This is a genomic window from Mesorhizobium sp. L-2-11 (genome assembly GCF_016756595.1).
GTDB lineage: Bacteria > Pseudomonadota > Alphaproteobacteria > Rhizobiales > Rhizobiaceae > Mesorhizobium.
Genome location: NZ_AP023257.1, coordinates 4,929,562 through 4,949,337, shown reverse-complemented (window position 1 = coordinate 4,949,337; position 19,776 = coordinate 4,929,562). Strand labels below are relative to the sequence as shown.

General features: G+C 61.3%; 12 protein-coding genes. 2 read left to right on the top strand and 10 right to left on the bottom strand.

The genetic code is table 11. The annotated features are described in order from the left end of the window. Positions 1-707 precede the first annotated feature (707 nt). Positions 708-3,335, top strand: a complete 2,628-nt coding sequence (locus JG739_RS23750) for a caspase family protein (protein ID WP_244749535.1) — start codon at positions 708-710, stop codon at positions 3,333-3,335. 465 nt (positions 3,336-3,800) lie between these two features. On the opposite strand, the gene JG739_RS23745 is transcribed toward JG739_RS23750, so the two are convergent. Further along, complete coding sequence (locus tag JG739_RS23745) at positions 3,801-4,367, bottom strand: DUF6931 family protein (protein ID WP_202363640.1); 567 nt, start codon at positions 4,365-4,367, stop codon at positions 3,801-3,803. 190 nt (positions 4,368-4,557) lie between these two features. Between JG739_RS23745 and JG739_RS23740 the strand changes: the two genes are divergently transcribed. Continuing rightward, positions 4,558-5,088, top strand: a complete 531-nt coding sequence (locus JG739_RS23740) for an OmpA family protein (protein ID WP_202367601.1) — start codon at positions 4,558-4,560, stop codon at positions 5,086-5,088. Between the two features lie 135 nt (positions 5,089-5,223). Here JG739_RS23740 and JG739_RS23735 read toward each other — a convergent pair whose 3' ends face one another. From JG739_RS23735 to tagH, 9 genes are all read right to left on the bottom strand, one after another. Next, positions 5,224-6,387, bottom strand: coding sequence for an IS4 family transposase (locus tag JG739_RS23735; protein WP_202363144.1), 1,164 nt, complete (start codon positions 6,385-6,387; stop codon positions 5,224-5,226). A gap of 203 nt (positions 6,388-6,590) precedes the next feature. Then, positions 6,591-8,912 carry a M23 family metallopeptidase gene (locus tag JG739_RS23730; protein WP_202363639.1) on the bottom strand — a complete coding sequence of 774 codons (2,322 nt, stop codon included), beginning with the start codon at positions 8,910-8,912 and terminating at the stop codon, positions 6,591-6,593. After that, a complete protein-coding gene (locus JG739_RS23725; protein ID WP_202363638.1) occupies positions 8,909-9,415 on the bottom strand; it encodes a DUF1036 domain-containing protein in 507 nt (168 codons plus the stop codon). Before JG739_RS23725 ends, JG739_RS23730 begins: the two co-directional genes overlap by 4 nt. An 11-nt stretch (positions 9,416-9,426) precedes the next feature. Then, positions 9,427-12,147: a serine/threonine-protein kinase gene (locus JG739_RS23720; RefSeq protein WP_202363637.1), complete on the bottom strand. Its 2,721-nt coding sequence runs from the start codon at positions 12,145-12,147 to the stop codon at positions 9,427-9,429. Between the two features lie 5 nt (positions 12,148-12,152). Continuing rightward, on the bottom strand, positions 12,153-12,920 hold the full coding sequence (locus tag JG739_RS23715) for a PP2C family protein-serine/threonine phosphatase (protein ID WP_202363636.1): 768 nt from the start codon (positions 12,918-12,920) through the stop codon (positions 12,153-12,155). Beyond that, on the bottom strand, positions 12,917-13,078 hold the full coding sequence (locus JG739_RS23710) for a hypothetical protein (protein WP_202363635.1): 162 nt from the start codon (positions 13,076-13,078) through the stop codon (positions 12,917-12,919). Before JG739_RS23710 ends, JG739_RS23715 begins: the two co-directional genes overlap by 4 nt. 1 nt (position 13,079) lies before the next feature. Next, positions 13,080-16,643, bottom strand: coding sequence for a type VI secretion system membrane subunit TssM (tssM, locus tag JG739_RS23705; RefSeq protein ID WP_202363634.1), 3,564 nt, complete (start codon positions 16,641-16,643; stop codon positions 13,080-13,082). A 22-nt stretch (positions 16,644-16,665) separates the two neighbouring features. Then, complete coding sequence (gene tssL, locus JG739_RS23700; protein ID WP_202363633.1) at positions 16,666-18,174, bottom strand: type VI secretion system protein TssL, long form; 1,509 nt, start codon at positions 18,172-18,174, stop codon at positions 16,666-16,668. A 426-nt stretch (positions 18,175-18,600) separates the two neighbouring features. Beyond that, positions 18,601-19,653 (bottom strand): type VI secretion system-associated FHA domain protein TagH, encoded by a 1,053-nt coding sequence (gene tagH / locus JG739_RS23695; protein WP_202363632.1) that lies wholly within the window; start codon positions 19,651-19,653, stop codon positions 18,601-18,603. Between the last annotated feature and the right edge of the window lie 123 nt (positions 19,654-19,776).

Genomic DNA, 19,776 nt, shown 5'->3' with positions numbered 1-19,776 from the left:
ACCGACGGAGCACTGTTCCGCCATCAACCAAACGAAGGAGAGTTTTTCGCTTTGCCACGCCGCGGCGCGCCGAGCCTCGCGAATTCATCCACAGCTTCTGCGTCGCGGCTGCGACGTGGCCGCAACAGGTGGCAGATCTCGACGAGCGAACGCATCCAGGAGCCCGCAAGGCGGCAGCGCTTTTGCGTGTCAGCTATCCGCCTTTACGCGTCCTCGGCGTATCACTCAAGGAACTGTCCTTGGGAGCGCTGCTCGGGATCAGGAATCCACCCTTTAGCAACTCCAGGGCGTCGAGCGCCTCCTCATCCAGCAAATTTGTCAGAGCCACCCCTTCTGCGAAGACAACCCTATTGTCGTCTATGTCGTAGACCTCCCAAAGCCCTTCCTTGATCCGTCGAATGGCGTGCCGGTGCTCCATAAGCGGACGCTAATTGAGTCGCGGAAATGGTGGCTAGAAAAAATCCGGGGCAGGCCGACATTAGCAGTGGAAAACCTCAGGCCCCCTGCCGCGTGATGCGTGCGCAAGTCAAGGCTATGCCGGCCGCGCCTGGTCCGAGGGGGGCCAAATCGACCCCGGGCAAATAGTTGAGAAACCGCTTGACGATCATTGCGGACACTCGGGCTCTGATGTAATTTAGGGGTCGATCAAGTGAGGAATATACCGCTGTCGCGACGGCTTTTCTCTCTTTTCTGTCTCGGCAGACAGCATGCTCTCTAACGGACCTTGGCCCTGCAAGCTGTGTTCTTGTGGTCGCCAGGTAACGACGGTTAAGGGATTTGCCATGCTCCGACGTTGCGGATTCGTTGCAGCCTTTGTGCTCGCAAGCGTCGCGACTTTCGACGCTTCTGCAGTCGAACGAAGGGTCGCCTTTGTAATCGGCAACTCCGATTACCAGGAAATCTCGGCCCTCAAGAACCCGGCCAAGGATGTGGTGGACGTGTCCAACACGTTTCGATCGGCTGGTTTTGATGTTTTTGTCGCCAGCAATCTTACAAAGCTGCAGTTTGAAAAACAGTTCCGCAACTATCTTGCCGCCGTGGACGGGGCGGATGTAGCTGTCGTCTACTATTCCGGCCACGGCTTTCAGATCGGCGGCGAAAATTTCCTGATTCCTGTCGATGCCTCGTTGAAAGATGCGGCGGACGTCGAGGTCCAGGCAATCAAGCTGAACGATGTGCTGCAGCAGATGCGTTCGAAATCGAAGATCCAGGTGATCATCCTCGATGCCTGCCGCAACAACCCATTCCCTCGCAAGGACTATTGGCTCAGGGACCAGCTTATGACCGCCAGCGGTAGCGGCCTTGCGCAAGTAAGAAGCTCACTGAACACACTGATTGCTTTCGCCACCGAACCCGGCGCGGTCGCCTATGACGGCGCCGGCGACCTCAGTCCTTTTTCATCGGCGTTTTCTCGTCGCGCGCTCGCCCCGAACCAGGAGATCCGCACGGTCATGTCGGCCGTCCGCCGGGATGTGGTCGAGGCGACCAAGGGCCTGCAGGTTCCCTGGGAGAACTCTTCGCTGATCGACGAAGTCGTTCTGATGCGTCGTATTAGCCGCCCATCGCTGCCGCCGGTATTGGAAAAGGTCGTGCTATCCGGGGCCGGCCCCGTCGATCTGGACCTGCCGGAACCGGTCCAGGTCGACGGCGGGACAATAACCGTCAGCATCGAAAGACCACCCGCCTTGGGACGCCTGATGCTGGACGGCAAGGTCGTCGAGGCGGGAGAACTGATCCAGGGCAAGGATCTGCCGCGTTTGCAGTTGGATGTCCCCAAGGGAACTGGCGAGCCGGAAGAGATGGATATGCTGGCCTACTCCGCACGCGACAGTTGGGGCGGAGAAGCCAAGGGCATGCTGGTGTTTCGGGTCAAGAGCGGCGAAGGAGCCGAGGGCGAACAGGTGATGGCCTCGCTCGAAGCCGAGCAGAAGCAGCAGGTCCTGCAGCGCGGCATTCATGTCACCGGTGCGGCCGAGGCGATCGAGAACCGGGAGGTCGACGTTCCGGTCGGAGTGGGTGCCGTTGCCCTGAACCTGGATGTCCCGACAGACGATGCGGCGGTCAGCCTGAAAGTCACAAGCTATCCGGCGACGGGAACGCTATCCCTGCCGGATCGGACCCTGTCGCCCGAATCGAGCTTGACGGTCGGCGAAGTCGAGGGGCTGCGCTATGAACCCCAGATCGGAGCCGGTGCACCGGTCGAGATCGCCTTCGAAATTCGGGCGGACAGCGGAGCATCCAAACCCGCCAAGATGAAACTGTCGCCGAGCGTCGATCCATGCGACCTGGCTGCCGGCGAACCTCTCGACCTTCAAGGCGTCGTCCCCGGCCTGCTGCCAAATGAAATCGGCGCCGACGCGGTGAAGCTGTGCGAGGCTGCGGTGAAGGCGTATCCCGATGTCGCCCGCTTCCGTTATGAACTGGGACGCGCGCTGCTTGCAGCCGGCAAGGTCGATCAGGCCAGGAAAGCCATACAGCAGGCCGCCGACAGGGGGCATGTGCGCGCGGTGTTCGAACTCGGCTACCTCCATGCGACGGGAACCGGCATGGCCGTCGACCGCAAGCAGGCCAACACCTTCTACGCCGCTGCGGCCGACAAGGGCGATCCCTACGGGATGACGTCGTGGGGCCGTGCCTTATTCCATGGCTACGGCGTCGAGCGCGACACCGGCAAGGGGCTGGACCTGCTGCTCAAGGCGGCGGCGATGGGACACACCTATGCGATGAACGATCTCGGCGCGATCTTCACCGAAGGCCGCAACGGCGTGCCCGCCGATCAGGCCCGTGCCGTTGCCTTCCTCAAGGCCGGCGTCCAGCGCCAGGACATGTATTCGATGAACCTGCTTGGTCGCAATTACCTCAGCGGCCGAGGCGTCGAGAAGGATCCGAAAGCTGCGCTGGCGCTTTTTCAGAATGCCATCGACCTCGGCCAGCCCTATGCGCCGGCCAGTCTTGCGCGCATGTACCGTGATGGCGTTGGCGTGGAGCAGAACCTTGATGAAGCCCAACGCCTGTTTGAACTGGGAACCTCGCGCGGCGACCAGTCCGGCGCCTACGATCGTGCGGCTCTCGAGATGCAAAAGGGCGACAAGGCCGACCAGGCCGTCGCCGTGCGTTTCCTGGCATTCACAGTTGCGCTCGATCTTCGCAACGAACTGCCTGACGCCCGGGCGACGTTGGCGAAATTCGGGGCCAAGCCGAAAGCGGCGGCGCTGAAGCAAATGCGTGGGGAACTCAAATCGAAGATTCCGTTGAGCGGTTCTGTCGACAAGCAACTGGTCAAAGTGGCCAGGGCGGTCTGGGAACAAGCCAATCCGCGTCGGGATTTGTTCTGATCAACAAGGAGGCAATGGTGGGCAGAAATCTGAAGCAGGCAACAATCGGGATAACTCTGTCCATCGCCTTGGCGGGGGTCATGGGCTGCACATCCTGGCAACCCCTTCAACCGACGCCGCTGGTGGCGACGCCCACGCCGGCGCCGAAGGCTGTTCGCAGAGCCCCTGCGCAGAGGAAGGTCGTCAACCCCGCTCCCAAACCGGTGGCCGCCAAGAAAGCGGTCAAACCGGTCGCGGACAAGCCTGCTGCCGCACCTCCCGTCATCATTCCTACTTTGGGAGGTGGCGGAGGCGGCGGAGGTGGCGGCGGTTGGGGATAACGTTGAATGGCGGGTGCGCCAAGCAACTAATTCAGAGCATTCTGCAGCCAGGTTGAATCACTTGGCGTCGCAGGAATGCGACTCAATCAAACCGATAGAGCCGGATGCTCAGTTCAATTTGAACGTCGCGGATTCGGGCTATGGTCTAATTCGCATCCGCTGATTGGCGCAGCGCCTCTGTCTCGGCCAACTGGATGCCCATTTCGACAAACGCGGAAAGAACTGAAAAGCGGTCCTCCAACGCAACGCGTGCCAGTCCGGCCAGAACCCCCGCACTGACAGCGCGGGCGACTGGCGGCGATAGCGCTGGCGCCTCCATAGCTGAACCGTTGCCATGGCGTCCTGCGGCCAGGGCAATCCAGGCGGCCGGCGTTGTTGGCGGCATTGCCGCAGCCTGGCTCGCATCTGGTCGATGGTGAGGGCTATCCGGCTCGCTGACCCAGTCACGGACAACCGCGAGCAATTCCTGTTCCCTGCTGTCGAGCAGAACGGTGAGGTGGCTCAGGCATTCATGTGCCCACCACACCGCAGCCCGCTCGGGAAGCAGATAGGCACAGAACGTAATCGCCTCCTCGGGCACCCGCCCGGCCAGCAGGGCGCGGCAAAATTCGATTGAAGGCTGTTCGGTCGGAAGCGCCACGATGTCCCTGGAAACAGCCGGGCAGGCCATGAAAAGGTCCCGTGCCGTTTTGAATCGAAGCTCATTGGCCATGGCGCCACGCTTTCCCCAGGGAACACTCGACACTGAAGCCCTGGACGGGGCAGGTCAAGTCTCCAGTCCGTGGCAAGATGCAACTGCCCTCCACCACTCGTATGCTTGACGTTTATTGACAGACAACCGCTTCGCAATTTGGTATTATCCGCAGTCGATGAAATCGATGCTCAAGACAGGAGTAACCGTTATGCGGTCGGGCAGTTTAGCCTTCGTGTTTACGGTCGCGCTTTTTTCGACCCACGCTTTTGCTGATCCGCTTCAGAAGTCGGAAGACATCGTGAAGTTTTTTGACGCGGCGAGCGAGCTCGGCCCGCCGCGTGGAATCTGTGTCGGCACCGAAGAAGAGTGCAATGGCAAGAACAAAGCAGCGCCTGCCAAAAAAACCAGCCTCGACATGCTGATCAATTTCGACCTTGATTCTGCGGAACTCGATGCGACTGCGCGTGCTGAACTGGACGAGTTCGCCAAGGCGTTGAAGGACAGCCGACTGAGCACTTTGAACTTCGTTGTCGAGGGTCACACCGACGCATCCGGCTCGGCTGATTACAACGAGGGACTGTCGGAACGCAGGGCCAGATCGGTAACAACCTTCCTCACCTCCAACGGCATCGATCCTGCCCGCATCAAAGCGACAGGCCTGGGCGAAGCCAACCCGCGCAACCCCAATCCATTCGATCCGGTAAACCGCCGGGTGGAAATGCGGATAAGGACTGAGTAGCTTGGAGCGGGTGTGCTGGAGCATTTTGCAGCCAAGTGGAATCACGTGCGACAGCACTCCGGCCACACCCCTCAACCGTCTTGGCGCTGCGCGCCAATCCACCTTCTCCCACAAGGCAGGGCTGTCCGGGGAAAGTTATTCATAAATGAAGGCCATCTGATTGGGAGAGGCTCGGTCCCTTGGTCGGCTTGGATTGACCGGTGGCGGCTTATCGATGGTGTGCAGTTTCCGCCGCCCGAACAAGTATTGAGCGACCAGTTCTGTGAACCTCAAGATAGGAATAGTGACGCGGCGGGTGCGCGCGACAATGCGCAGCAGCGCAAAGGCGATCATTGCTGCAAAGAGTTGCAGGCGACTTGCATTGCCGTTGTTGCCGAGGAACTTGCTGATCTTGAGGTGCTGCTTGATCCATCGGAACAGAAGCTCGATGTGCCAGCGGCCTTTGTAGAGCCGTCCAATCTCGACGGCGGAGCGCTCCAGATCGTTGGTCAAAAGCGTGATGGTGTCGCCCGTTTCGCGCTGAACGCGCAGGCGACGCAGCCGCATCGGCAGCTTGCAAGCAGCCTTGCTGACCAGGCTTACCTCACTGTCTTCCACAACCAGGAAGCCGTCGCCCTGCGGCTCGGCTACAGGGCGATCACGCAGCAGCGCCAGCCTCATGTTGGATTTGGGCCGCGTCACGAAGATCGATCCGGCTTCGGCGATCGCCGTCCACCAGCCATAATGGCAGTAGCCCTTGTCGAACACGTAGGTCGCTCCAGCTTCGATCGTGATCTGGCGACCGACCTGGGCGTCGTTGACGTTGGCGTCGGTGATGTCGAGGACGCGCGGACAGTCGGTCTTCGGGTCATAGACGACATGCACCTTCATGCCGCGGATGCGCCCGTTCGACTTGGCCCAATCGCACAGTTTGCCGAGCGGAATGGGGGTCGAGTCGATCAGCCGCAGCATTGCTTCGCCCTCGCGCCGCATTTGCCTGTCGAGCAGGTTCGCCACCAGACCGAACGCCTCGGCAAAGATGGCGACCGGACGCCGTCTGTTGGCATCCGACAAGGTCGAACGCATCAACGGACCGCTGCCCAGGTGATAATGATGCTGGCTGTTGGCGTTCCAGCCGGCTTCCAGGCCACGCAAGCTGCTGCTGCCGCAGAACTGGGCATAGATCAGCGCCACCAGATGATCCCAGCTTCTGAACGATTTGTCGTACGCATCCCCGTCGTGGCGATCCACAATTGCTTGGAATTGACGCCGATCGATGGGTTCAAGAAGCTGCCCGAAGATGCTAGGTGCAAAGCGCATGCCCCGTTCCTTTTCTGAGTCTCGACAACCAGAGAAAAGACGGACAAACCCCGTTTTTACGGGGCATGCACATGTGGCATTTCGATTCACTCAAAACTTTCCCCGGACAGCCCTGCCCACAAGGGGAGAAGGCAAGAGCGTGCCATTACCGCCACGCGTCGCAGAAATGCGGCTAAAACAAATAGATAGAGCGGGATGCTGGCTCACAGCGCATTCTGAACGGAACTCACCATAGCCGTGATCGCCTGCTTGTATTTTTCGAACTCGGGCGATGTCTGCCGGACTTCCGTCGTTGCCTGTTGGCTCACTGCAACCACCGCCGGGCTCAGCTTCCGCCCCATTTTCCTTTCGGCCCAGCTCACGACATAGCTGGCGGACTTGCCGGTGAGAAACGGGTTGGCTTGAATGACGGCCGATCCGAGCACGGCGCTCAATTGCGCCGAGCCCGGCGACGACAGCACTTGATGGGCGCCTTCCATCCCCAGGAAATGACAGAGATAAAGCCGGCCGGCTGTGATCTGGTGGCCGCGCGCCCGAAGATAGGCTTCGCCTTCGCGCGCCAGATTGCTGACCATCTCGCGCGAGATGGTGGCGTCATAACGCAGAGCGAGCAGGTCGGCGGTTGACAGTGTCCGCACCAGTTCGGGGCGGTAGGTGTTCATCATTCTGATCCACGTCTTGGTTATGAACTGACCGGCGCCGGTCGCCGAAGAAAGTGGGTTCTTGGCGCGGGCTTTGCCGCCACTTTCGACTTGAACGATACGCTCGGTCAGCGTTTCGACAGCGGAAGCATCCGTCGCGATTGCCGTAACCGTGCCCAGCGGATCGATTGCCTGGCCATTGCGATAGAGTTCGAAATGCAGGTGCGGCCCAGTCGAAAGACCGGTTGTGCCGATATAGCCAATGACATCGCCTGCCTTCACCTTCGTGCCGACACCGGTCTTGTCAGCGAATTTCTGCATATGGGCATAGCGCGTCTCGCTGCCGTCCCCGTGCGAAATCTTCACCAGATTGCCGTAGCCACTTCCATCGCCCTGGAAGACGATTTCGCCGTCGAAGGCGGCGGCTATCGGCGTGCCCAGAGGCGCCGCCCAATCCACGCCCTTGTGGATACGAACGGTTCCGAGGATTGGGTGCTTGCGTGGGCCGAAAGTGGAGGTCATGACCCCGTTGACCGGCGTGACCATGCCGTTGGCGACTGTCAGCGAGCGAACCTGATCGTCGCCGCTGACGCATGCGAACTGGCCGTCGCTCTGCTGGAACACGAAACAGTCAAGGCTTTTTTCGCTGCCCTGGACGCCAACATACAGCACCCGTCCGGCCGTCTCTTCCTTGCCACGTGGTCGTTGCGAATAGATCAGGACCAGACGCTGGTCTTCGCTGGCGAAGGCATCCAGATCCTGTCCTCGCGACAGGTACATGATCGCTTCTCCGATCACGCCGGTCGGAACCTTGTTGCGCGCTGCTGTCGAGTAGATCGCGTCGAGCAGCCGGTATTGCCTTTTGTGCGTGCCTTGCGCCTGTGCGCCCGAGTAGTTGAACAGGTCTTCTCGGACCCAGGGGTCGACACCAGACACAAACACACCGGCGGCATTGCGCGTCAGCGTGCCGACAAACACGTTCCTCGCGTAGATCGAAACCTGCATGAGGGACATGGTTGTCGTCTCGCGCGTTGGCCTGAAACCGCGCATGGCGACGACATGACCTGGCTCAAGGCTCTCCCGATTGAAAAGCGCCTTCAGGGCTTCGCCTGCCAGCCTGGCATCCTCGGCGGAGAAATGCGCATCGAGCGCAACGCTGTCCAGGCTGCGGTCGTTGAGGATCTTTACGAAAATGTCCTCGGTAGCCTGGTATCGTTGATGTTCACTGACGACATTTGCAACGCTGGTGTTGTTTTCGATCTGGGTTTTCTGGAACGCGGGAAGGGCTGCCTCGCCTGAATCGATCGTTTCGCCCCAACCTGCTTCGGCGTCACTGGCATGCGGGTCCGACGCAACCGGGGCCTCGTTTGGAACGGGCGGTGGCTGAACATCGTTTTGCAGCTCGTTGGATGGCGCCGGCGCGGTCTGTCGCTGCGCCTGGAAGAATGCGAAATCTTCTTGCGTCGACGGTATCGTTGTCATGAACTTTTCGCTGGCGCTAAGCATCACGTCAGACAGAATTTCGATCTGCGGAGAAACGCCGGCCTGATCGAGTTCTGCCGGGCGCGGGATCACTTGGCTTTTTGTTGTGCCGCCGGTGTCGGGCGCAAGGGTGATCCACATCGGGTCGCCTGCGAGATCGATGATGGCAGGCACATAGACAGATGCGTCGGCCGGCACATCGTCGGTTCCCTCGACGGCCTGCAATTCCTCATCTTCGTCGCCAAACGACCAGTAGTCGGCGGTGAGATAGAAGCCGGCAGCGATCGACAACAGGACAACCGCAGCAAGACCGGCAAGCAGCCTGCGCCAGAGCCTGCGTCTGCGCAGGGCGGCGCGCGCCTGCTTTTTCAACCTGAAGCTTGTGTCGATAGAGTGCGTCACGGATTGCTTCCGGTCAGAAAAAACGTCCACCGCACCTGTTCAAGCGTATCGACTTCGAGAAATCGTGCGGCGATATGGCCGCGCTGCCAGCATTCATCGATGCCGCGTATCGAAAAACGCCGCCGGTCGATGCACATTTCGGTCGACCCGGTCAGGGTCGCATGGCCAAAAACGTCCGTCGCATAGATGTAGATGTAGCGGTTGGTGAGTTCCTCGCGGATGACGTTCACGCACTGATTTGCGCCGATGGTCCACCAGCCATCGGTCTGGTCGGCATTGTCGACCTTTTGGCCGACAGCGAGATTGACGACGTCGAGCGTCTGATTGCAGACGGTGAATTCGGCGCGCGCTTCGTGGGACGACAGGAGAGCCAGCAACGCCGCGCCCAATATCACCGTAAGTCTGATACGGCCTCTCAGGGCAAGCAGGCCGCGAAGCCGGTCACGCTGATTGTTGAGCGGGACAGCGGCCAGGAAGGAAAAGCGCGAGCGGCGGTGGTCCATCGGCGTCCATGCTACCCGCCGAGCCGGAAGTACTTTGCCGTTGCGGAGAACTCAGCTCGGTTGGCGTCGATCTCGTCGAGAATTTTGGGCAGCAGCAGTGCGGCTGGTGTCGGCTCAGAGAACGCCGCAGCGTGAATATCCTGTGGACCCGTGATCACCATTATGATCTGCGGCACGACCTTGCCGGCCGCCTTGTCGGCTGCGCCGAGATCGATCGGAATGTTGAAGGTGGCCTTGTCCGCTTGCGCCAGGATACGATCGTCGAGGCTGAATGCCATGCCCCTGTGGTCGATCAGCAGCACGCTGGAAATGAGGCCGCCCTGCGTCACCAGCGTGCCACCGATCGGCGAGCCGCTCGGCACCGTCGTTCGATCGAGAACAAGCTGCGGCTTGTCAGCCGGCATCTGGTCCAGAAAGCGCAGAAAGTTGGTGACTTCGCATTGAGCCGGCTCAATGAGGCGGACGCTGATGTCCGGTTCGACACGGAATCTTGCCTGGAAGTCGGACAGCATTCGTTCGAACGGCTGGACCTCTGTGCCCAATCCTTCGATGGCGACGGCGGCCTCGGTTGCCGAAGTCAACGTCGCATAGAAACAGTCGCCGCCGTTGAAGTCGCGCACCCAGGAGACCCGTTGCGCAGCGTGGTCGAGGGTTTTTTTCGGCGGCAGTTTCAGGTCCGGTTTCGGCACGTTCAAGACAACAGTGGCTTCGCCCGGCTGTTTGCCTGGCGCCGGCTCGTACCGCTGCCGTTTTGCGTTCGCATCATCCGTCTGGCTTGCCGCAGGTGCGGGCACCCGCGCGGCCGCCTTAGGTTGTGCCTGCTGGCTGGCCGGCTGATCGGGCTTCCGGCGCTCCGTCATTTCGGGCTGGACCGCTGCGGGCGAAGCCTTGTCGGCCGGCGGCCTGGGCGCGACCTGGACGCGCGGCGGAACCGGGGTTTCCTCCGATGGCGCCGGCTCAGAGGTTTCCTCGGTTGGCGAAAGGACTTCGGCGGGCCGTGTCGGCTCCAGCTTTTGGTCCGCCGCGGCATCTGCCCGATTTTCAGCCGGCGATGGCGCCTCGGCTACCGCCGGCTCCGAGGTGTCATCGGATGCCGCCGGCTGCGAAATGTCATCGGATGCGGCCGGCTCCGAGGCGTCATCGGATGCGGCCGGCTCCGGGGTTTCCTCGGTTGGCGAGAGGACTTCGGCGGGCCGCGTCGGCTGCAAGCTTTGATCCGCCGCGGCATCTTGCCAATTTTCAGCTGGCGGCTGCGCTTCTTCTGCCGCCGGCTCCGAGGTTTCCGCGGATGCCAACCGCTCCGGGGTTTCCTCGGATGTCGCCCGCTCCGGGGGTTCCTCGGATGGTGAGAGGACCTCGGCGGGCCGTGCCGGCTCCAACTTTTGATCCGCAGCGGCACCTGCCTGACTTTCGGCCCGCGGCGCAGTGGCTTCTGTTTGTGACTGCTCGGGTAGAACTGCCTTTGCCGGCTCATCGCCCGGTGCAGCGCTGTCTGTCGCGGCCGGTTTTGATATTTTTGGCGACAAAAGCGCTGTATCGCCGGGGGTCGGCGTGGAAGGCGTCATCACGCCGCTGAGATAAACGCCTGCACCCGACGCGACGGCCAATGTCGCCAAGGCAGCGATCGCGATCGATCGGGTCCTGGCGGATTTTGCAGGGACCTTTGGCAAGACCGCCCGAGCAGGACCGGCAACTGGCGAAGGCCTTGGCTCGGACAGAAGCGCCGGCCGGACATGTGGAACGAAGCGCTGCTCACCGGCAGCCGCCGGAGGCCGACTTGCCATCTTGGGACCGGCAAGCTTGGGGCCAGGCGCGGCGGTTCGCGGCGTCCGGTCGCGCGGTGTGATCGACGTTGGCGGCCTTGTCTCCTCGTCCGTGTCGTCACGTGTCGCCCTGGCGATATCGGCCATGCTGATCGGCCGGTCCTGTGGATCCGGCTGCAGCATGGCCTCGACAATTCCACGAAAATCGGCGTCGATGTCGGACAGGTCCGGAACGGTTCGGCGTTTTTCCACGATCTCGAACTGGGTGCCGCCCATGTCGATCGGTTTCCCGCGCAGAGCAGCAGCCAGCACCAAGCCCAGGCTGTAGATGTCGGATTGCTCGCTGACATCGCCGCCGTACAGCCCGAGCTGTTCGGGAGAAACGTAGTTGTACTTTCCCGCGAACTTTCCGCCGATCAGCGTCTCGCCGCCGACGGTCGCCGACCGCGCGATGCCAAAATCGATGATCTTTGCGCGATCGACCCGGCCTCCCGGCAGGATGATATTGTCGGGGGAGAGGTCGCGGTGTATTGCTCCCGCCTGGTGCACGGCGCTCAAGCCGGAAGCCAGGCGATGGCAGAGCTTGCGCACGTCTTGCGTCGGCATCGGGCCACGTCGCATTATATCGAACAGCGATTGGCCGTCGACGAATTCCATGGCAAGGTAGGGGCGACCGATACCGGGGTCGATCGTGAAGACGTGATATCGCACGACCGCGTCGTGCGACAGGTGATTGAGGATCGACGCTTCCTTGCGGAACAGCGACAGGATCGTCTGGTCACGGGCGAACTCGGGCAATACGATCTTGATCGCGACATGGTCGCCGGTCTGGATGTTGTGGCCACGGTAGACTTCGCCCATGCCACCGAATGCGATCCGCTCGTCCAGTTCATAGATGCCGCTGAGTTGCGTGCCGACGGCTGTGGTGGCCACGTCAGGCGATATCCGCGTCTTGTCGTCGGCGCTCATCAGCCTCAGCCTTCCGCTCTGGAAGGACCGGGATAGGCCCCATTGCGCCCGTCTCCGATCTTCACGAGCACGATCGTGACATTGTCCGTTCCCCCGCGCGCCAGCACCATTTGCAGCAGGTTTTCGCATGCCGCCTGAGGTGTCGCCGACACCGCCGCCGCCTCGATCTCGGCGTCTGTGACATGCGCTGTCAGCCCGTCGGTGCTCAACACGAATATGTCGCCCGGCATGATTTCGCCTTGCTGGAAATCGATGACGATCTCGTCGCTGACGCCGACCGCATGCGTGATGACGTTGCGGCGCGGCCAGGCGAGCGCTTCGGCTGCGCTGATCATGCCCTTGTCGAGAAGTTCCTGGACTTCGGTATGGTCTCTCGAAATCTGCGAGATCGAGCCGTTGCGGATCAGGTAGACGCGACTGTCGCCTGCCCACAGGCAGGCAAACCGCCCATCCATCGCCAGCAGGGCGGCGACAGTGGAGCCAATGGTTACGCCGCGGGATTGCGATATCCTGCGGATTTCGGCGTTGGCCCGGCTCAGCCGGTCCTCGAAGCGTGCGCGCAGATCCGGTGCCGAGCTTGCAATGCCGATCGTTGCCAGATGATCGACGATGCTGGCCGAAGCGACTTCCCCGGCATCATGGCCACCCATTCCATCGGCCACCACCCACAGGCCGGTTTCCGGCTCGACCAGATAGCTGTCTTCGTTGAGCTCGCGGACGCAGCCTCTGTGGCTGACGCCGAAGCTTTCAAAGGGGAGGGCGACATTGTTCACTTTGCCACCAAGCGCTTCTCAAGCGTCCTCTGCGGCGCACTGTCAGGCGCTCGCTCGCGCCAGTTTGCCACAGGCTCGAACGTTAGAGTATCGAAATAAACGTCCACCCATCTGTTGCCGATGACAGCCGCACCGTATTTGGAAAATTCAAAGGTCATCTCAAAACGCCTTTGGACAGCTGAACCCGGAGAGCGCAGGAAGGAAGAGAGGGTTTTGGTCCGAACTGGCCTGGACCGTATAGGCGACATCGCGTCCGCCGATGACGAAGCGGGCTTGCGTGTTGCCGCCGGTGCTGGTGATATCGGCCTTGTCCAGCAGGCGCTTCAGTGCCCACGGACCATCGAACTTGATCGCGGACTCACGGCCCGGCATTTCCGGAATGAGGCTCAGGCTCGCCGATGCGGAAGCCATGCCGCTCGGCCAGGTCACCGTGCTTGGGGCGTTGCCGGCCTGGTTGCTTTGGACGATCTGGCCATCGACGTCGAGTACCGCCGTATCGGCATCGCCATGCAGTGAAAACGGCGTAAAGGTGACGCTGACCGACGGCACCGAACCACCTGAAGGAAAGAAGGCGTTGCGGATTTCCGCCGCCAGCTGGAAGTTCTTCAAGGTCGCCTTCGACAGGTCACGCCCTAAACGCGCATCCTGCTTCCAGTTCCAGTCCTGGCCGGTCATGTCGATCAGCGATGCCAGATTCTGTGCGAAGAACCGGTCCATCAGTCCGCCTGGAGCGAACAGTTTCGCGAAATCCGCCATCGCAATATCCTCGGGGCCATCGCTGGCGAAGGGATAACGGCCCACGACCATCTCCTCGCAGGCGCGCGTGACCGTCTGGTCGAGCATCTGGTTCAAATTCGTCAGCGAGGTTTCGGCGACGTTGCCGTCAAGCTCGTCGGCGGTCGCAGTAACCATTCGGGCGAGTTGCTTGGGCAGCCGCGAGACATTGGCGCGAAGCGTGGAGATCTGCAGCTGCAGATTCATGTTGGCGTGTTCCGTTTGCGAAGGGACATCGGCCGCCAATTTCAGGCTTTGATGGATGTCGCGGAAATTCTGGGTCAGCGCATCGATTGGGCGGCGTCCGGCGGGACCGTTCACCAAAGCCTGAAATGATCTGAATTGCGCTTCGATGTTCGCCCCGGGGTTCTGGTTTTGCCCGCTGGCGGACCCTGTGCCGGCCCGGCTTTGCGATTTGCCGCTGGCGATTTGAATGCCGATGCGGGCCAATCCGCTGGCGATGTCTGCAGCGTTTTGCGGCTGGTTTTGAACCATGCCGGCTTCGGCCTCGGAGCCTGACTGTTCGCTGGAACCAGCGTCTCGCGTCAGTGCTGTTTCGTCGGCGATCGCCGTAAAAAGCTGGTCGATTGGCGAGCTCGGTGACGCGGCGGCTGAGAGCGCGATATAGTCCGGCTTGTCCTTCAGCATTGGCTTGAACTTCAGTCGGTCGAGAACGCCGTTCCACGCCGCGGCGAACTCCCTGCCATAGCGCTCGACAAGTTCGGGACCGAGTTTTGGCAACTCCTGGTCGATGCCACCTTGCTCGCCACCACCGCCGAGAACCCACTGGTCATCGACAAGCATCTGCGCAATGCGCGAGAGTTGTCCGAGATAGAAGTCGTTGAAGCCGCCATAGGTGTAGATGCCGGGAACGCGAAGGCCTGACAGATCGCCGCCATCGACACGCTCGAACAACAGCTGCGCTTCTGGGCCGCCTTTGACGGAGACGGAAAAATCGTCCAGCGCTGCGGCGTATACCGCCGACTTCACCAGGGCAGAGGCACGATCGGCAAGGCTCATGCGTCCGAGCGAGCGTTGAGCGGCTTCGACCAGTGGCTGGTTGAGTTCGAAAACCGGATCATAGGCGTCGTCCAGCGCAAGCATCGCCCGCAGATGCTTTTCGAGTTGCGCCCGTCCGTCGCGGTTGTTTTCACCCGGATACCGGTTCTGCTCCCAGTCCTGCCTCATCCAGGACACGATCAACTCGTCGTCGACCTTGGGCGCCTTGCCGCCAAGCATCATGTAGATTTTTAGCGGTTCGTAGAGCGCGGTGGGATCAGCCATCCTGGCCTGGATCGTCCGTTCGGCCTGAAGCAGCAGACGCGAGCGGAACATGCGCTCCAGCGCCTGCCGGTAAGCTGTCTTTGATGCCGAAAGCAGTCTTTTCCGCTGACTGAGGCCGAACGTCTCCTGGATCGGGGTCGGCAAGTCACTGGTGTCGAACCCGGCCGGCAGTTCGCGCAACTGGTCGAGCGGGCCGATGACGTTTTCGAGGTCGACGTCGGCGACCGTCGTGCTTTTGAGGAGCGGGTCTGCCGTCCCGCGATACTGACTTGCGGCTTGCGTGGTAGAAGCGATCAGCGACCTGTTGGCGGTAAAGCTCAGGGCCAGGGCGCCCAGAGCCGCGGCAGCCATCAATGCTATCGCGCCAAGGCCGCCATACCTGGCGATCGCTGCACGCCTTTCAGCCGATTTGTCGTATGAAACCCAGCCGGATTCCGCGAAAACGACGCCGGTCAGAAGATCATGCAGGAAGAAGCTTTTGCCGGTGCCGGAAAGATGGGCGCGAGAAGCGCTGCCGAAACTGCGACCGATTGCGCCCAGCACCTGGTCGATCGGCGTGCCCTCCTGCGTGCCTGACGAAAAATAGAGTCCACGCAGGCTGACATTCACCTGGCTGCGGGCCGGATCGAACAGGCTGGCGACGAAACTGCCAACACGGCTTTTCAGCGCGTCAAATTGGGCTGGAAAGCCAAAGATGGCTATGCGCGCGACCGGATCGGCCTCTTCCTGCAGGCGGTCGGCCATCTCCTCCGTCAGGCGCTTTGCCAATGCGTCGAATTCGGCCGGTGCCTCACCGGCCATGTTCTTGCTGCGATCGGCGGTCTGGAATGTCGCGCCCCACACTTTGCGGCGGCGCTGCTCGTCGAAGCCGCCAAAATAGTCCATGAAACCGGAGACAAGGTCGGCTTTGGTGAAGAGCAGGTACACCGGGAACTGGATTTTCAGTGTTTCGTGGATTTCGCGCAGACGGCTGCGTATTTCGACGACATGGACGTCAAGCTGCCGATCATCGAGGCTGATCAGATCGGCAAGGCTGATGGCCAGGATAACCCCGTTTATCGGTTGTCTTGTGCGGTATCCCTTAAGCAGCGACAAGAAGGCGAGCCAGCTCTTCTTGTCGCTCGGCGCATTGGAATCCTGCGTGGTGTAGCGTCCGGCGGTGTCGATCAACACCGCCTGATCGGTGAACCACCAGTCGCAGGATCGTGTGCCGCCAACGCCGGCCACCGGCTGTGCGTCCCCCGAACCGGCAAGCGGAAAATTCAGGCCCGAATTGACCAACGCCGTTGTCTTGCCGGCACCGGGCGGGCCGATGACGACGTACCAGGGAACTTCGTAGAGGAAATTGCGCTTGCCGCTCGACCGCTTGAGCGCAGCGATGGCTTCATTCATCCGCGCCTCGAGCACCTGCGAGTCGTCATCCCTGTCGTCATTGCGGGCGACTATCGTCTCGAGCGCCTTTTGCGCCTTTCGCTTTTGCCAGAAACGCACTCCATAAAACAGCGTCGCGATCGCAACGATCACGCCGATGATCGTCACGCGCAGCCAGACGGGTGCCAGCGGACGCGTGTCGGCAAAGCGGATCAATGGGCCGGCAAACCAGACCGCTGCCGCGAAACCGGCCAACGCGATCGCGCTGAATATCCGCAGCAGCCAGCGCGTCATCGGCGCTTCCCAATGGCCGTGCTCACAGTGTTTCCTCCTTGGGGATCATCAAGTCGACACGGCGATTCTGGGCGCGACCTTCCGGCGTCGCATTGTCGGCGATCGGTTCGTCTTCACCCTTGCCGTCGACGGTGATCCGGGAAGGCTTGCTGAACCGTGGCGCCATCATCGCTGCGACGGCCTTCGCCCGGGCGATGGAAAGGTCGAAGTTGGATTTGAACGGGCTCGATTTCCGCGGCTTCACATTGTCCGTGTGGCCAACGATCATGATCGGCCCAGGCTCCGGTTCCAGGGCGGCGGCAATGTCCGCGGCGATTGGTGCAAACTCCGGTTTTATCTCGGCCCTGCCGGACGGGAACAGCAGGACATTGTTGATCTCCACGATGATGAACCTGCCCTGCGTGCCGACGCTCAGCCCGCCGCGCGCGATAGTCTTGGCCAGTGCCGCATGGATGCGATCGATCTGGGAGCGAGCAGGGGCGACAGGCGGAGCGACCTTCGCCGGCGCAGCCGACGGCACCACGCTGGCGCGTTCGATGGCGATCGGCGTCGACGGATCGAGCGCCAGCAGCCTGCCGGCAAGGGCATCGCCCTCATTGGTGATGAAGACCCGCAATGCGAAGAATGCCGCCGTCAGCAGCGCCGACGCAGCCGCCGCAATCACCCAGAGCGGCAACCGGGCCGACTCCTGTTGGCTGGACACCGCCAGGCTTTGCCAGTGGGGCGAGATGTCGTCGTCGGCGCGCGCCCTGAAGTAACGAAGTGTCTCGTAGACGTCGCGTCGAACGCGTTCGAGATTGTTGTCCTCGCGCGCAAGGCCTCGATATTGGCCTTCGAACCCCAGCGACAGGCAGGCATGCATCAATTCAAGCAGATCGTAGTGTGCCTCCGGCGCGGCCAGTATCTTGTTCAGCGCTTCGTAAAAACCCGAGCCGGTGGGCACGACGTGGAAGAACTGTGACAGCATGCTGTGCTGCGCCCAGGCGTCTGGCTTGGGCCAAGGCAGGTTGCCGATGAGGTCGTCAGCAGTTTCGCAGAGAACAAATTTTGCGATCCGTGCATCTTCTTGGGGAATACCGGCCTTCTCCATTGTCCGGTCGAATTTTTCGATCGCCTCGGTGACATGTTCCGCCAGCTGCTCCGCCTGTCTTTCGACGGCCATAAGCCTGAGCTGGCCAAACAGCATCAGCAGAGGAGCGGCCGCAGCGAGGATCGGATTGGCTGCGGAATATTTCACGCTGTCCGTGGCTTGCAGCAGGATATCCTGCTGAATGCCCGGGGCCGCCGCGAAGGAGCCGGTTGCCGCCGCTGCGCCGGGGTCCTGATAAATCACGGTTCCGGATGTCCAGCCCGGCGGTGCATGCCGACCGACACTCGGATCGAATACCGTTGAATCCTTGACCCGCGAGGAACCGGGCTGCCCGTCGTCGGGAACAGGTCTGTGAGGACCGGGCGTTGATTTTTCGGCGCGGCGCGGTGCGCGAATAACGGTCTTGCCGGCTGGGCCGAAAGGATCGTCCTTCGAGCTCATCGCCAAACGTCCGTCCACGCGTCGGTGCCGCGTGTGCGCCACATCAGGGCAAGACGGTCCCCGGCCAGGCGCAAGAACTGCAGGCGCAGCAATTTTGGGCGCTGCTGACGAGGGCAGTGTCTGGAGGAAGGTCGGCTATATCTTTCTAACCCGCCGTAACATGACATGTGCCACAGACCCCCAGGTCAATCAGCCTTACCCGCTGGCGAACTGTCGTAAGTGATCGTAAGCTTAGAAACGGTCGATTGGAACCAGATGCAGCGCTGCGAAAGGATTTTTCTTCGCCAACGACAGCGCCGCATCTTTGGGGCTCGCCAAGGACGCCCTGATACATTCCACCTGGTGCTTGATCCGGTCCGCAGCCGAAGGTCAGCGCAGCAAACCGATCAGTTTTCCGGGGCATCTGCCAGGATCAGTCCTCCCGGTCTACTTTTGCTTGTCGGCTTTGGCATAGGCTTCGCTGAAATAGGCCAGGAATATGTCCAGCATTCCGTTTTCGTGTGCTTCCTCCATGGTCCGCCATTTGGCGACGAAGGCGTCCCAGGCCAGGCCCTTCTTCGATGTGAATGACGTTGGTGGGAGTTTTTTGCTGATCGCCTCAGGCGACAGGTCGTCAAGCAGCCGCGAGAGCGCAGCTTGCATGGCTGCATAGGTGGCAAATTCGTGTGTCTTGAGATCGCGGAACGCGTCTTCGACACTGTGCCTGGCGTCGAGATAGCCGGATCTGCGCCGCGCAAACATGATCTCAAGGATGTCGTCGGTTCCCGGGACGAATTTTAGGGGATTGTTATCGACAGCGCTGATCATCGTCCGGTGTGTGCTCTTGGCCAGTATTTTCGCAGCCGCACGTGCCTTCAGCAGCTGGGCCAGCTCCTCGACAACCGTTCGCAGCACCGCGCCGATTTCGGCGGCCACTTCATGCGGATCACGCGATTGAAGCAATTCCGGCGAGATGCCGGCTGCGATCGCGATGTCCCGCAGCACCTCGTCTCTCGTCGAAGCGAGAGGCGCGGGCGGCGAAGCCACCGGTGCTCTCTGCCCGGGCCGTTGTTCCACCGGATCGAAGAAAGGCTGGTCTGCGAAATCCAGCGGCCGGCCGGTTGCGACAGGCATTTGTCGCTGCGTCGAACCGTGGCTGCTTCGAGGATGCCCTGTCGCGGCGCGCTCGTCATCAATCGAAACCAGGACGACATAGCGGCCGATCAGCAGCCGGTCGCCTTGACCGAGCCGGTGAGGGCCGGCCATGCGCTTGGTCGATCCGTTGACGAATGTGCCGTTGCGCGAGATGTCGTGCAGCCAGAACGCGCCTGCCTGGTAACGCACTTCGCAATGTCTGGCGGAGATGAACTTGTCGGGGTCGGGCAAGGTCCAGTCACAGCCCTCGCGGCCGATTTCGAAGCTGCGATCACGAGCGGAGTAACCGGTCGACATACCGGCGGGCAGGGAGACGACATTATTGATCTGCAGCCTGATGAACATTCAAAAATCGCCGTCGATCCTGTCGGGAAACTCACCCAGGACATCCCATTATACCAGCAATTTCTGAGCGCGGCGGCACAGAAGCGTGCAAGTAGATGAATCCGCGGGCGACCAGGCCGCAGC